Origin of the sequence: uncultured Slackia sp., from assembly GCF_959608125.1 — a bacterium.
Taxonomy (GTDB): domain Bacteria; phylum Actinomycetota; class Coriobacteriia; order Coriobacteriales; family Eggerthellaceae; genus Slackia.
This window is the reverse complement of sequence record NZ_CAUHPG010000025.1, coordinates 1-12,721: the sequence shown is the minus strand read 5'-3', so window position 1 is coordinate 12,721 and position 12,721 is coordinate 1. Positions and strand designations below refer to the sequence as shown.

Annotated in this window: 11 protein-coding genes and 1 pseudogene; 9 read left to right on the top strand and 3 right to left on the bottom strand. The window is 60.8% G+C overall.

Annotation, left to right across the window (positions count from 1 at the left end):
• Window positions 1–77: 77 nt before the first annotated feature.
• A complete protein-coding gene (locus Q6E04_RS07860; RefSeq protein ID WP_303250227.1) occupies window positions 78–1,178 on the bottom strand; it encodes a helix-turn-helix transcriptional regulator in 1,101 nt (366 codons plus the stop codon).
• Window positions 1,121–1,570 (bottom strand): hypothetical protein, encoded by a 450-nt coding sequence (locus tag Q6E04_RS07855; RefSeq protein WP_303250226.1) that lies wholly within the window; start codon window positions 1,568–1,570, stop codon window positions 1,121–1,123. The genes Q6E04_RS07860 and Q6E04_RS07855 overlap by 58 nt, the downstream gene beginning before the upstream one ends.
• A 286-nt stretch (window positions 1,571–1,856) precedes the next feature.
• Between Q6E04_RS07855 and Q6E04_RS07850 the strand changes: the two genes are divergently transcribed.
• The 7 genes and pseudogenes from Q6E04_RS07850 (at window position 1,857) to Q6E04_RS07820 (ending at window position 9,288) form a co-directional block, all read left to right on the top strand.
• Entirely contained in the window at window positions 1,857–4,043 is a 2,187-nt protein-coding gene (locus tag Q6E04_RS07850) for a molybdopterin-dependent oxidoreductase (protein WP_303250225.1), read from the top strand.
• Window positions 4,043–4,582, top strand: coding sequence for a 4Fe-4S dicluster domain-containing protein (locus tag Q6E04_RS07845; RefSeq protein ID WP_303250224.1), 540 nt, complete (start codon window positions 4,043–4,045; stop codon window positions 4,580–4,582). The genes Q6E04_RS07850 and Q6E04_RS07845 overlap by 1 nt, the downstream gene beginning before the upstream one ends.
• 6 nt (window positions 4,583–4,588) lie before the next feature.
• On the top strand, window positions 4,589–5,473 hold the full coding sequence (nrfD, locus tag Q6E04_RS07840) for an NrfD/PsrC family molybdoenzyme membrane anchor subunit (protein ID WP_303250223.1): 885 nt from the start codon (window positions 4,589–4,591) through the stop codon (window positions 5,471–5,473).
• Between the two features lie 392 nt (window positions 5,474–5,865).
• On the top strand, window positions 5,866–6,303 hold the full coding sequence (gene rplM / locus Q6E04_RS07835; protein ID WP_123197998.1) for a 50S ribosomal protein L13: 438 nt from the start codon (window positions 5,866–5,868) through the stop codon (window positions 6,301–6,303).
• 2 nt (window positions 6,304–6,305) lie between these two features.
• Window positions 6,306–6,698, top strand: coding sequence for a 30S ribosomal protein S9 (gene rpsI, locus Q6E04_RS07830; protein WP_123197997.1), 393 nt, complete (start codon window positions 6,306–6,308; stop codon window positions 6,696–6,698).
• 242 nt (window positions 6,699–6,940) lie between these two features.
• A pseudogene (locus tag Q6E04_RS07825) lies at window positions 6,941–7,966 on the top strand (DNA cytosine methyltransferase); the annotation flags it as partial.
• A gap of 29 nt (window positions 7,967–7,995) precedes the next feature.
• Window positions 7,996–9,288: an HpaII family restriction endonuclease gene (locus Q6E04_RS07820; protein WP_303250221.1), complete on the top strand. Its 1,293-nt coding sequence runs from the start codon at window positions 7,996–7,998 to the stop codon at window positions 9,286–9,288.
• A 235-nt stretch (window positions 9,289–9,523) separates the two neighbouring features.
• Here the strand turns inward: Q6E04_RS07820 and Q6E04_RS07815 are convergent, their stop codons facing one another.
• Complete coding sequence (locus Q6E04_RS07815; protein WP_303250220.1) at window positions 9,524–9,982, bottom strand: S-ribosylhomocysteine lyase; 459 nt, start codon at window positions 9,980–9,982, stop codon at window positions 9,524–9,526.
• Window positions 9,983–10,204: 222 nt separating this feature from the next.
• Between Q6E04_RS07815 and Q6E04_RS07810 the strand changes: the two genes are divergently transcribed.
• Window positions 10,205–11,122 (top strand): DMT family transporter, encoded by a 918-nt coding sequence (locus tag Q6E04_RS07810; RefSeq protein ID WP_303250219.1) that lies wholly within the window; start codon window positions 10,205–10,207, stop codon window positions 11,120–11,122.
• A gap of 118 nt (window positions 11,123–11,240) precedes the next feature.
• Window positions 11,241–12,611, top strand: coding sequence for a phosphoglucosamine mutase (glmM, locus tag Q6E04_RS07805; protein WP_303250218.1), 1,371 nt, complete (start codon window positions 11,241–11,243; stop codon window positions 12,609–12,611).
• The last annotated feature ends 110 nt before the right edge of the window (window positions 12,612–12,721 follow it).

The window sequence follows — 12,721 nt, the reverse complement described above, 5'->3', positions numbered from 1 at the left end:
CCGATGGGCGTGCTCGGAGGCGTTTGCCCGGGGTCCGCATCGTCGACGATCGGCCGAAAAGGCGTCGGTGGCCGGAATCATAGGCGGCTCATGAGGTCGATGATCTCTTGGCGCGAGTGCAGGTCGGTTTTCGCATAGACGTGCTTGACGTGCACGCGTACCGTGGCGGGCGTGATGCAGAGCTCTTCGGCGATCGCCTGCTGCGTTTTTCCCAGGGCGTAAAGCGCAGCTACTTCGGCTTCGCGGTCGGACAGGCCGAATTTCTTCTGCAGCTTGCCGATGTCGTGCAAGACGAGCTCTTTTCGCATGGACGCTCCGCTTCCCCGGGTGTCTTTCAGCCCAAGCAGCTTTTCAAGCCGTCGAGTGCTTTCCTGCGCGGCGTCGTTGTCGCTATAGGCGGTCTTGAGCAGCCTGATGAACACGAATTGCGTCGATGCCAGAATCAAAGCGCCGGTCAGCGCGGTCAGCAAGAGGGGGTCTGCGAAAAGCGGATCGGAGAAATGGCCGACGACGATTTGGACGAATGCGCGCGGTACGAGGTAGGCGAGCCAGCCCGCCAGGCCGTAGAAGAACGGGTCTTTGGTTCCGTAATGCGAAAATGCCACGATGAGATACCACACCAGGCCTGTCATGACGGCGCTCAGGGTGGTCGAAAGCACGGCTCCGATCGAGAGGCGTTCGGGGAATGCCACATAGAATAGAAGCGCCGTGATGCCGAGGCCTTGCATGAGAATCCAGATGCCGGTGGTCATCATGGTTCGCGGCCGCAATGCGGCGCCGACGATGATTCCTACGGTAACGGCGGTGGTGACGACCACGTAGCCAGCGCCCGGCAGCGGCGGCCCGCCTTCGATGAATCGGAAAGGCGATCCTTCGACGACGCCCATGGCCAATGAGAGCGCGGAAATGCTGAGCGTCATGGTCAAAAAGAGCCGCGGCGTATCGGTTTTGGCGCTTTCGAATCCGAAATATCCCGTGTTCGGGGCTTCGGAAAGGCGTGCGAGCGGATCGCGCTTATGGATGAAAAGCGCGAGCGGAGCCTGGAGAACGGCGAGCATTCCCGCAATGAGGCAGGCGTTGGCGGGCGGTATGAAAACGAAGGCGTAGACGACGGGCTGGGCTATGCTGAGGGCGCCGAAGATGGCGACGACGGCCGCGATCGACGATGCCGCTTGCATATGCCGCAGCCAGCTAAGGATGGATATCCAGCAGGAGAGGGAGGCGACGGCCGAAAGACAGGTCGAGATCGCGGGCGTTGCGAGCCGTCTATCGCATCGGATCCAAGCGCCATGATGGAGACGCTTTGCACGATGATGGAGATGAAAAACGCCGTGTCGACGGATTTTTCCGGGAGCGGTCCGCGCGCCCTGTAAAGGATCGCCATGGCGACGAGCATGGGGACGGCCGCGATGCAGGTCGCAAGGCCGCTGCGCAGCGCCTCGAACCCGTTCGTCAGGCCGTTGAAGCTCGCCACCATCATGGCGGTATGGGAAAGGGCGAGCCCGGCGACGATCGGGGCGAGCGCGACGTATGGTTTCAGCGATCGTGCGTGCGAAAGCGGGGCTTGCATGGGTCGACCATCCTTTCGAAGGCTTCGGGGGTTTCGACGGCGGTTCAGTATAGCGATTGCCGCAGTGTTCGCGCCTTGGGGCGCTTCGCCAAGTCATTTTTCCAAAAGCCCAGTACAAAAGCATACCCCCTAAGGGGGTAGAGCTGAATTTTTCCCTCAAAGGGGGCATGCGTCGGTCGATTTCCTTTCGCCATAATGCGCTTGCGCCTTGCGGCGGACGGATTTTGCCGAAGATGCCGCATCGGTGCACGATGGATAACCGACAACGCAAGAGGGGGATCGATTTATGCCGAACACTGCTCTTACGAGGCGTTCGTTTCTCGCGGCCGGAGCCGCGGCGGGCGCGGCGGCTGCATTCGGCGGCGTAGGCGTCGGCGGTCTGCGCGACGAGGCTTTCGCGTGGGGTGAAGACCATGTCGTGGAATACGCGGCGACGACCTGTGACGGATGCGGCAACAAGTGCGGCATGGGCGCGTGGACGCAGGACGGCGCGCTGTGGCGCTTCATGGGTCTTGAAGACCATCCGTTCGCGCATGGCCATCTGTGCGTGCGCGGCCTGGGCTATACGGCTGCCGCCTATTCCGAGGACCGTCTGACCGCGCCGCTCAAAAGCGACGGGCAGGGCAATTTCTCCGCCGTGTCGTGGGAAGAGGCCATCGCCGACATCGCGGCGCGCATCAAAGAGGCCGACCCGGCGCGCGTGGCGCTGTTCCAGGACGCCCGTGCGACCGACCAGTATTACACGCAGCGCTTTATGAATGCGCTCGGCTCGGCGAACTATTACACCGATACCGTGCTGACCGACATGGACATCCTCACCGGCATCACGAACATCCTGGGCGTGTTCCCCGCGCCGCATGCCGAGGGCTCGAAATACATCGTCCTTCTGGACAAGAGCTATTACGAGGGCGTGCGCCCGGCGGAGACCGAAGAAGTGATTCACGTGCGCGAAAACGGCGGCAAGGTGGTCGTCGTGGACCCGCGCCTGCCGAGCATCGGCACGCTGGCCGACGAATGGGTGTGCGTGCGCCCCGGCTTCGAGCTGGCGTTCCTTCTGGGCGTGATGGGTCATCTGCTGAACAACGACCTGTATGACAAGGCGTTCGTCGAGGCCAACGGTTCGGGCTTCGAGGCCTTCGCCGAAAGCGTGCGGGTCTACGACGCAGCCTGGGCGAGCGAGAAGACCGGCATCCCCGAGGCCAAGATCGCCGAGATCGCCGAAGGCCTGGCCGCTGCGGCGCCTCGCTGCTATGTCGACATGCAGTGGGCGGGCACCGTGGGAAGCGGCTATCGCAACAGCGCCGAAACCGTGCGCTGCATCCTGCTGCTCAACGCGATGCTGGGCAACTTCAACCAAGAGGGCGGCTGGGTGTTCCCGCTGGGCCCGTGGGTCGACGACGGCGCGTTCGACCCGGCGGTGTTCAAGCCCGTGGGCTATCCGCGGAACTACGCGATCGGCGCAGGCGCGCATCCTCTTGCCTATATGTATGCTAACGATTGCCAGGCTGCTATGACCGCGGCCGCCGAGGGCGCGCTCGACGTGGCGCTGTTCTTCGGCAGCAATCCGCTTGCCGATTACCCGCAGGCCGTCATGACCGCCGAAGATGTGGCGAAGATCGGCTTTACGGTGGTCGTCGACAGCTTCATGACCGAAACCGCCAAGACGGCCGACTACGTGCTGCCCGAGACGACCTATCTCGAGCGTCGCGGCATCGTAGGCGCCGCTACCGCCCCTGTGACCGTGGCTACGCTGCGCAACCCCGTGATCGAGCAGGTGCACCCCGAGACCAAGCCGACGTATCAGGTCGTCGTCGAGCTGGCCGAGGCGTGCGGTCTGGGCGAATGCTTCTCGTTCACGCTCGACCAGCTTAACGAGACGTATTGCGCGGCCTACGGCGTTTCCTACGAGGCGCTGAAGTCCGACGGCCTGGCTCCCATTCCCGGTTGCGAGTTGGAATTCGGCAGCGTGCCCGCGTTCGCCACGAAGTCGGGCAAGATCGAGTTCGCCTGCGATGCCTACGCGGCAGGCGGCATGGCGGCCGTCCCTGCGTGGATCGAACCCGCCGCGGTCCCTTCCGACGGATCGCTGCGCCTGATCACGGGCGACCAGGTGTTCCAGAGCAAGACCTATACCATGGCAAGCGACAAGCTGGCTCAGCTCGCGAAGGATTTCGAGGCCGAGCGCGTCTGGATGGCGACGTCGCGTGCCGCCGAACTGGGCATCGTCGATGGCGATACGGTGGAGCTTTCCAACGATAACGGCTCGGTGCGGGCGAAGGTCCGCGTCACCGGCCGCATTCATCCCGACGCCGTGTATCTGCCGCCGCATTACGGCTGCGAATCGGAGGAGATCCGCGCGGCGTTCGGATTCGGAGCGTCGCATAAAGCGCTCGTCACGCGTCAGGCCGAGCCCGAATCGGGCGCCGGCATGCTGCAGGAAGTTCTCGTGAACGTGAAGAAGGTGGGTGCCTAATGGCTCGTTACGGAATGCTTATCGACACCACGAGGTGCATCGGCTGCTATGCCTGCCGCATCGCGTGCCAGAATCAGAACCATCTTCCCGCCGATGTCTCGCTGATCGATTTCCACGAATTCGAGCGCGGCGCCCAGCCGTGCGTGCGCGTGGAGACCGTTCCTACCCAGTGCATGCACTGCGAAGACGCGCCGTGTCAGTCGGTGTGCCCGACGGCGGCGACCTATACCGACCCCGACGGCATCGTGCGCATCGATCCCGAGAAGTGCATCGGCTGCAAATACTGCATGGCAGCCTGCCCGTATCAGGCTCGCGTGGTGGACCATCGAACGGGCGTGGTGGGCAAGTGCCGTTTCTGCACGTTGTATGCGCCGCTCGAAGAGGGCATGTCCACGTGCTTGACGGCCTGTCCCGCAGGCGTGCGCATGTTCGGCGACCTGGACGATCCCGAGTCCGATATCTCCAAGCGCATCGTCGAGACGAACGCTCAGCCCATCGCGGGCGATCTGACCAAATCCAAGATCTACTACGTGAGGTGATGAAGGATGTCTATCGAACCTGTATGGGGCGCGCCGATCGCGTGGTATCTGTTCCTTGCGGGCCTGGGTGCGGGCGCCTATATCACGTCGGCGTTTCTGCGCTGGCGTCATCCCGAGGCGCACGGCATGCGCCGCGCCGGCCACGTCATCGCGCCTATCGTGGTGGCGATCGGGCTGGTGCTTTTGATGGTGGACGCCGAGGCCGGCCTGCATAACCCCCTGCGTTTCGCGCTATTGCTGAGCAACTTCGGCTCGGTCATGACGGGGGGCGTGGTCTTCTTGAGCGTCTTCATGGCGGCGGCTCTGGTCACGGCGGTGCTCGACTTCATGAAGAAGAAGGTGCCGGGCTGGCTTGAGATGGCGGGCGCCGTGGTGGCGCTGTGCGTGGCGGCCTATACCGGCGCGTTGCTGGGCGTGTGCAACACCTACCCCCTGTGGAACAATGCGCTTCTGCCCGCGCTGTTCACCGTGTCGGCCCTTTCCGCAGGCGCGGCATCGGTTTTGCTGGTGGCCGTGGTGCGTCATGCCGACGAGTTCAACAAGGCGGGCGTATTGAAGAAATTCCATTTCTGCTTGCCGGTCGTCGAAATGCTGCTCGTCGCTTCGCTGTGCTTCATCACGGCGTTCGATTCCCCTGCCGGCTTCGAATCGGTCGCGAGTCTGGTGGCGGGCGAGTGGGCCGTGTGGTTCTGGTTGGGCTTGGTCTTCGTGGGCCTGATCCTTCCTACGGCTCTTGAGACATGGCTGCTGTTCTTCACCTCGAAGGAGTTCGAGGAAAGCCGCAAAGCGCATCGGATCAGTTTCGCATCCGATGCGGGCGTGCTCATCGGCGGCTTCATGTTGCGCTATCTGGTGGTGATGGCGGCCGTGCCGCTGACGTTCGTGATGTAGTCGGCGGAAAAATAGAAAAAAACGAACGTCGCTCGGAGACCGGGGAACCTCGGTCTCCTCTTCTATTTATGTCGAAAGATGCGCACGCTGTGTCTGCGTCTTCGTCGCAGTCGTATCCGAAGCAGCTGCGTATGCGCCCTAGTTACTAAAAGAAACCGCACGTCATAGCCGAAAAACGCGGTCGATTTTTCATGAAGGATCATTGACGGCGGCGAAAACGATTCTTATACTGTAAAAGTTCGCTTTCAAAAGCCCCGTACTTGCTGCGCAAAAACGGGACACGGCGTGAATGGAAGTCCAGATCCGGAAGCGTCGGCTTGGCGTAGGAACCCGAGCAGTCTTGTTGCCAGCACTTTTGAACTAGAACAAAAAGAAATCTATTGGAGGATACAGTGAAGACGTATTACGCAAAGCCGCAGGAGGTTGCGCGCGAGTGGTTCGTCATTGACGCCACTGACCAGGTGCTGGGTCGCGTTGCTGCCAAAGCCGCCCACATTCTGAAGGGTAAGCACAAGCCGCAGTACACCCCCCATGTCGACACCGGCGATTTCGTCATCATTCTGAATGCTGACAAGATCCGCATGACGGGCACCAAGGCCACCAGCAAGGAATACTACCGTCACTCCGGTTATCCCGGCGGCCTGAAGATGGAAACCTTCGCCGAGGCTATGCAGAAGCATCCCGAGCGCGTCATCGAGCACGCCGTCAAGGGCATGCTGCCCAAGAACACGCTTGGTCGCGCCCAGGGCAAGAAGCTGAAGGTGTACGTCGGCTCTGAGCATCCGCATGCTGCTCAGAATCCCCGTGAGATCAAGATGGAGGAGAACTAACAATGGCAGCTGAAGCTCTGTATTACGGCACTGGCCGTCGTAAGAACGCCGTTGCTCGCGTCCGCCTGGTCCCCGGCACCGGCAAGGTCACCGTTAACGGCCGCGACGCGAAGGAGTTCTTCGGTCGCGAGGCTCTGGTGAATTACGCCATGGCTCCGTTCAAGGTCACCGACACCCAGGGTCACTTCGACGTCATCGCTCGCTGCAATGGCGGCGGCATTTCCGGTCAGGCCGGCGCTCTGCGTCATGGCATCAGCCGTGCGCTGCTCCAGGCTGGCGAGTATCGTCCCGAGCTCAAGAAGGCTGGCTTCCTGACTCGTGACGCTCGTATGGTCGAGCGCAAGAAGTACGGCCTCAAGAAGGCCCGTAAGCGCCCGCAGTTCAGCAAGCGCTAAGCTTACCGCGTTATTCACGTCGGTTCGAAAGCCCGCTTCTTCGGAGGCGGGCTTTCTTTTTCTTGCGTCGTGAATCGTATCGGATTGTTTTTCGAAGCGGCTCGCTTCTCGCTTCATCGTGCGTTGCGACGCATTACAATACATAGTTCGTGTCTTCTCGCCGACCTGCGCGTCGGCGTTTTCCATCATGCCGACCGCCCACCGGAAGGAGCGCTTTGAGTTCTAATGCCTTGAAAACGATCGATCTTTTCGCCGGCATCGGCGGCATTCGCATGGGCTTCGAGGCGGCGTTCGGCGACGGCGTGGAAACGGTGTTCGCAAGCGAGTTCGACGAACATGCGGTGAAGACCTATGCGGCCAATTTCGATACGCCCACGGCGCCGTGTTCGTCGAAGGAGCCCATGTGCTCCGAGCCGTACGTGTACGGCGATATCACGCAGATTTCGGCTGATGACATCCCGGCGTTCGATATCTGTCTGGCGGGTTTTCCGTGCCAGGCGTTTTCTATAGCGGGTTCGAAGATGGGCTTCGATGATAACTTCAAAGGCCGCAGCCGCGGCACGCTGTTCTTCGACGTGCTGCGCATCTGCGAGCGCCACAAGCCGCGCGTCATCTTCTGCGAAAATGTGAAAGGCCTGGTCATGCATGATAAAGGTCGCACGCTCAAGGTTATCAAGGGCGCATTGGAGCAGATCGGCTACACCGTGTACGACGCCGTGCTGAACAGCAAGGATTACGGCGTGGCGCAGAATCGCGAACGCATTTATATCGTGGCGTTTCGCAACGACATCGATTCAAGCGCGTTTCGCTTTCCCGGCCCGACCGATACGGGCGTCGTGCTGGCGGATATTCTGGAGGATGCGCCCATTCCGTCGCGTTATTACCTGTCGGATACGTATCTCGCGACGCTCGAACGCCACAAGCAGCGTCACCGCTCGCGTGGCAACGGATTCGGCTACATGGTGCGTCCCCTTAACGGCAAATCGGGCGCCATCGTGTGCGGCGGCATGGGTCGCGAGCGCAATCTGATCGCAGACCATCGCGAGCACAGCATGGTGCCTACGACGGCGATCAAAGGTTGCATCAATGACGCCGATATCCGCAAACTCACCCCGCGCGAATGGGCGCGTCTGCAGGGTTTTCCCGATACATACAAGCTGCCGCTTTCCGATACCCATTTGTACAAGCAGCTCGGCAACAGCGTCACCGTGCCCGTGATCGAGGCTATCGCGCGCGAAGTCCGGGCAGTGCTTGAAGCGCAGGGTTAGCGTTCGCCGCGCAGGGAAGGGAGCCGCGTATGCGCAAGCGAATTCACGACCAGGAATACAACAGGGGAGAATGGGCCGAGCTCTACGTGTTCTTACGTCTGCTCGGAACGGGAAGGCTTCATGCGGCCGATAGCGACCTGAACTGCAAGGCGGACTCGTTTCTCGAGGTTTCGAAGGTCTTGCGGTGCGAGGCGGCGGGTGATTCCGCCGTTTACGAGGTCGATCCCGTGGCGGAAACGGTCACGGTGCGCCGCGGCGTTGTTTCGCGCGCCGCGGCCGCGCCTGCAGCGTGGCGAACCTGCGCTCTTGCCGGAACGGGGCACCAGGCATCGCTGTTTTCCTATGGGGGCGATGCTGCAGCCGAGGCCGATACGGACGATCGAGTCGAGTCGAGCGGCTCCGAACAGGTGGTCTCCATGGCCGATTGCGAGGACGCGGCCCGAATCTTGTTCGATCGGCTTACGTCGTCTTCGGTCGGCTCGAAAACCATGCATGCCCCTATCGAGGTGTGCGATTTCGTCGACTCGATCGGTGTGCGCAATCCTAAGGCGCCAGGGGTCCAGGGGCGCGATAAGACGTTCGGCGGCAAGGCCGATATCGTCATCGAAACACGCGACGGACGCAATTCCTTGGTCAACAGGATGGGATTCTCGGTCAAATCGCAGTTCGGCAGTCCTGCCACGCTGTTCAACGCAAGCCCTGCTGCGCCGCTTCTATACTGGGTCGCGCATTGCGACGACGCCCTGATGAGGGAATTCAACGCGTTGCACGACATCCGCGGCAACAGGGGATGGTTCGCCTGCTGCCAGCCGTTTTTCGATGAGCGCGGGCTGCGCGTCAGCTTCGCTCGCGCCCGCAATGCGGGATCGTTCGAGCGCAATTTGCTGTTTATTCGCGAAGGCATGTTGGAAATCGTCGCGGCATGCGTGCGCGAGCGCTTCATCGGCGGTGCGACGACGTCCGACGTCGCGGCTATCACGGCATCGGTTGCCGAGCAGAATCCGATGCGCTATCCGCCCGCCGTCGCCTCGGCGATATACGAGAAAGCTATGAAGGACTTTCTATACGCGGCGTTCTCGGGCATGTCGGCGACCAAGCCGTGGGACGGCATCGAGCAAGTCAACGGCGGCTACATCGTGGTGAAGCCCGACGGCGACGTGTTGTGCTACCACGCCAACGATCGTGAAGAATTCAGGGAATACCTGTTCCGCAATACGGTGTTCGAATACGTCAGCGCCAAGAAGTATGGCTGGAGCCTTATCGAGAAAAGCGACGGCGAGTATCTGCTGCCGGTGAACTTCTCGATCAGGTTCAAGAAGTAATACGTTCTTGAAGAATGAAATAGTTATTTGATAAGTAACAATCTTATAAGAAACCCTGTTACTTAAAGCTTACTAGTTACTTTAAGTAACAGGATATTTATCTAATACTATAAAGATATTGCTGTTTGTAAATCCAATTATTTCTTAAAGATACTTAGTATTAATTACAAATCAAATTCATATATATTGAAAGTATCTAAAAGTAATTAGCTTACTAAAGGAAGTATAGAATTTTTTAATAAGCGAGTTTCTCAGGGGTCCAATCTTTGAGGACGGGAATCATCGTGCGCGCGATTTCCTTCGCACCGTCCAGATCCTGCTCGCGGTAGTTGCCGCATTCGATCTCGGTGGCACCCGGGATGGCGCCTTCGAAATCGGCCACGAAGGCCAGCATGTCGTTGACCAGCTTGATGGCGACGGCGGGCTCCATGTCGCGCACGAGGAAGTAGAAGCCGGTGCGGCAACCCATGGGGCCGACGTAGATCACCTGGTCGGACAGTTCGGTGCTGCGGGCATAGGTGGCGAAAAGGTGCTCGAAGGTGTGGATGGCGGCGTAAGGCAGGTAGGTTCCGCAGTTCGGCTTGACCATGCGGATGTCGTAGGTGGTGACGTCGCCGTCGACGCGCGAGGTGTACATGCCGGGGACGAGCTTGGTGTGGTCTACCTGAAAGCTGGCGATCTGCTTGAGTTCCATGGTTGCTCCTGTTCGGTATAGCGGACGCTACGCGTATTGTGCGTCGTTCGTTTCGTCGATGGCGATAGCATAGCGCATGCCTGCCTGGCAGGGCGTCTTCGGATCCGCTTGATTTCGCGGCTTCAAGGCGAAACCGCTGCGTGCGGGCGTCGGCGCACGCACGCGATACAATGGGCGCGGCTTGTCTTTTTGTTGCTCAGAAGCGTTTGAAGCGAGGTTTTCATGGTCGATAGGCGGAAGCGAGGCGTCGTGCTGGCCTTGGTGGGCGGTACGGGCTGGGGATTTTCGGGGGCTTGTTCCCAGTATCTGTTCGGCCACGGGGTCGATCCGCTTTGGGCGTCGGCCGTCGCCATGACCGTCGCCGGTGCGGCTCTCGTCGCATACCTGCTGGTCGCGCGAAGGGATGCGCTGCGTGCGCTTTGGAGCTGTCCGAGGTCGGCGGTTCGCCTGGTTTTGTTCGCGTTGGCGGGCTTGACGCTTTGCCGCGCGACGTATCTGCTGGCCATTCAATATTCCAATGCGGGAACGGCAACGGTCCTGCAGTATATCGGGCCGGTGCTTATCGTGGTGGCGTCGTGCTTTGCGACGCGCCGCCTTCCGAGTGCGCGCGAGTTCGTCGCGGTGCTTTGCGTGGTGGTCGGCACCTTTCTTTTGGCGACGCATGGCGATCCCTCCACGATGGCGCTTTCGCCCGAAGGCATATTCTGGGGCCTTGCCGCTGCGGTTTCGGTGGCGCTGTACTCGCTTTTGCCCGGAACGCTTATGAGGCGCTACGGCAGCCTTGTCGTAGTTGGAAGCGGCCTTTTGCTGGGCGGAATCGTTTTATACCTGGTCACAGGAGCATGGAATCGCGCGCCGCAGCTCGATGCCGGGGGTTTGCTCGCCATGTTCGGCGGCTTGACGGGCATTGGAACACTGCTCGGATTCACTGCGTACCTGACCGCGATAAACGATATCGGGGCGGCGAAAGCGAGCCTGATCGCCAGCGTCGAGACCGTGTCGGCCACGGCATTCGCCGCCTTGTGGCTTCATACGCCGTTCGCGTTCGTGGATTTCGTCGGGTTCGCGCTCATCATGGCCACGGTGTTTCTGCTTGCACGCTTCGATGGTCCCGATCCGAAGCGTGAGACGGCCGCCTAGGCGCGTGCGTGCCGTTTGCCCTGTCATTTTTCACAGAAGGATGTCGAACATGTGACCGCGAAGGGCTGTGCCCGGCGAGTGGTAAAATACATAAGTTCATCCATTGAAAGGGGCGTTTATGGCTCGACTTTTCGGAACCGACGGCGTACGCGGCGTCGCGAACGTCGATTTGACGTGCGAGATGGCATATCGTCTGGGTCAGGCGGCGGTGGCGTTCATGGGCGCAACCGTGGTTTTGGGTAAGGACACGCGTAAGAGCGGCGATATGCTGGAGGCGGCTGTGGTGGCAGGCATCACGAGCGCAGGCGGCGATGCCCTTCTTGCGGGCGTCATCCCCACCCCCGCGGTTGCGCTGCTTACGCGCGAGCTGCATGCCGACGGCGGCATCGTTATTTCCGCATCGCATAATCCGCCCGAGTACAACGGCATCAAATTCTTCGACGGCCAGGGCTTCAAGCTGCCCGACGCGGTGGAGGACGACATCGAGAAGTTCATCGCAGAGGGCGGCCTCGAAGGCGTCGTGGCTCGTGCGGTCGAGGCAGGCGAAGAGGCGTCCATGCCCGCAGGCTCCATGGTGGGCGTCGCGGTGGAAATCGAGGACGCGTGCGAGATGTATATCGACCATGTGGTGAAATCCATTCAGGCGCAGGGCGTCGATTTCTCGGGTCTGCACGTCGCTCTTGATACGGGCCATGGCGCCTCGTCTCTGACCAGCGCCGAAGCGCTGCGTCGCCTGGGCGCGGAAGTCACCGTGATCAACGACGATTTCGACGGTAACGACATCAATGTGGAATGCGGTTCCACCCATCTGGGCCCGCTTGCCGAGCTTCTGGTCGAAAGCGGCGCCGATATAGGCATCGCGCATGACGGCGATGCCGACCGCGTGATGATGCTTGCGGCCGACGGTTCCGAAATCGACGGCGACGTTATGGAGGCCGTGCTGGCGATCGACCTGAAAGAGCGCGGCTGCCTGCCTGGCAACGTGGCCGTTTCTACGGTGATGACCAACCTAGGCTTCGTTCATGCGATGCGCGATGCGGGCATCGAGGTACTGCAGACCAAGGTCGGCGACCGCTACGTGCTCGAGGCCATGCGCGAGGGCGGCTACGCTTTGGGCGGCGAGCAATCGGGCCATATGATTTTGCTTGAGCACAACTCCACGGGCGACGGCCTTATGACGGCCTGCCAGTTCCTTGCGGCGGTGCGTCGCAGCGGCAAGCCGGTGGAAGAGGCCGTCAAGGTGATGACGCGCTTCCCGCAGACGCTTATCAACGTGCGCGTGCGGGACAAGCATGCGCTCGAGGGCAACGATGCCATCTGGGATGCCGTCCGCGCAGCCGAGGAGGCCATGGGCGATGCGGGCCGCGTTCTGGTGCGCACGAGCGGCACCGAGCCGTTGGTTCGCGTGATGGTGGAAGCCGAAACGCAGGATGTGGCCGACGGCCATGCTCGCGCAATCGCCGATGTGGTGGAATCCGAGCTGGCGTAGGCCCATCTGCGAACGATAGAGAAGAGAAAAGGGCCCGTATGAACTAGACCCCAAAAGTGCAGTGAACCCCTATAGTTGGACAGACAATGTTCTGCTTCTCCTATAGGGGT

What these genes read in the sequence shown, in the direction of transcription:
- Q6E04_RS07860 (WP_303250227.1), bottom strand. Translation starts at nt 1,178, where the DNA reads ATGCAAGCGGCATCGTCGATCGCGGCCGTCGTCGCCATCTTCGGCGCC.
- Q6E04_RS07855 (WP_303250226.1), bottom strand. Translation starts at nt 1,570, where the DNA reads ATGCAAGCCCCGCTTTCGCACGCACGATCGCTGAAACCATACGTCGCG.
- Q6E04_RS07850 (WP_303250225.1), top strand. Translation starts at nt 1,857, where the DNA reads ATGCCGAACACTGCTCTTACGAGGCGTTCGTTTCTCGCGGCCGGAGCC.
- Q6E04_RS07845 (WP_303250224.1), top strand. Translation starts at nt 4,043, where the DNA reads ATGGCTCGTTACGGAATGCTTATCGACACCACGAGGTGCATCGGCTGC.
- nrfD (WP_303250223.1), top strand. Translation starts at nt 4,589, where the DNA reads ATGTCTATCGAACCTGTATGGGGCGCGCCGATCGCGTGGTATCTGTTC.
- rpsI (WP_123197997.1), top strand. Translation starts at nt 6,306, where the DNA reads ATGGCAGCTGAAGCTCTGTATTACGGCACTGGCCGTCGTAAGAACGCC.
- Q6E04_RS07820 (WP_303250221.1), top strand. Translation starts at nt 7,996, where the DNA reads ATGCGCAAGCGAATTCACGACCAGGAATACAACAGGGGAGAATGGGCC.
- Q6E04_RS07815 (WP_303250220.1), bottom strand. Translation starts at nt 9,982, where the DNA reads ATGGAACTCAAGCAGATCGCCAGCTTTCAGGTAGACCACACCAAGCTC.
- Q6E04_RS07810 (WP_303250219.1), top strand. Translation starts at nt 10,205, where the DNA reads ATGGTCGATAGGCGGAAGCGAGGCGTCGTGCTGGCCTTGGTGGGCGGT.
- glmM (WP_303250218.1), top strand. Translation starts at nt 11,241, where the DNA reads ATGGCTCGACTTTTCGGAACCGACGGCGTACGCGGCGTCGCGAACGTC.